The organism is Wolbachia endosymbiont of Tuta absoluta (genome assembly GCF_059414725.1).
The window spans coordinates 1-512 of sequence record NZ_JBNRJY010000638.1 but is presented as its reverse complement, the minus strand read 5'-3'; the positions used below and the strand labels follow the sequence as shown (position 1 = coordinate 512).

Genomic DNA, 512 nt, shown 5'->3' with positions numbered 1-512 from the left:
AAATACCTTATGAATATCTGTAGACGAAAGGAACAGTGTTTATGATTTTTTTAAAGAGTACAGGAAGTTTATAGAAAAAGATTCAGAGTATTATGATCGATCACATTCCCGCAGTGACTGTATCGATTGGTATTGCACACTGGCCTGAAATATCTACAGATATTCATAAGGTATTTAAAGCTGCTGACGAATATTTGTATTTAGCCAAAGCAGAAGGGCGTAATTGTATTCGCTATAAAAAATAGAACATTGAAGCGTTAAAAACCTTTGTGAATATTATGTGATAAATATATAAAGATTATATATTTATCAATATTTTATTGTCTGTATACACTCGATGAAATATTAGATGATTTGAGTGAATATGAATAAGTTATTAGCGTATGGATTGATTACCATTTTTAGTACAGGATTACTGCTTTCAGGTTGTTCAAAACAGACACAGGATGATAAAAAATCCATTGATAGCAATCAGATCGATCTTCTTATGTATGTCACGCACTGCTGGGGCG

1 protein-coding gene is annotated in these 512 nt (G+C 31.8%); it reads left to right on the top strand.

All coding sequences use genetic code 11. The features are described 5' to 3' along the window. Window positions 1-92 precede the first annotated feature (92 nt). Window positions 93-245: a GGDEF domain-containing protein gene (locus ACJ5GX_RS06965; protein ID WP_495292840.1), complete on the top strand. Its 153-nt coding sequence runs from the start codon at window positions 93-95 to the stop codon at window positions 243-245. Window positions 246-512: the final 267 nt, after the last annotated feature.

Coding starts and splice junctions, on each gene's coding strand:
- ACJ5GX_RS06965 (WP_495292840.1), top strand. CDS start 93: ATGATCGATCACATTCCCGCAGTGACTGTATCGATTGGTATTGCACAC.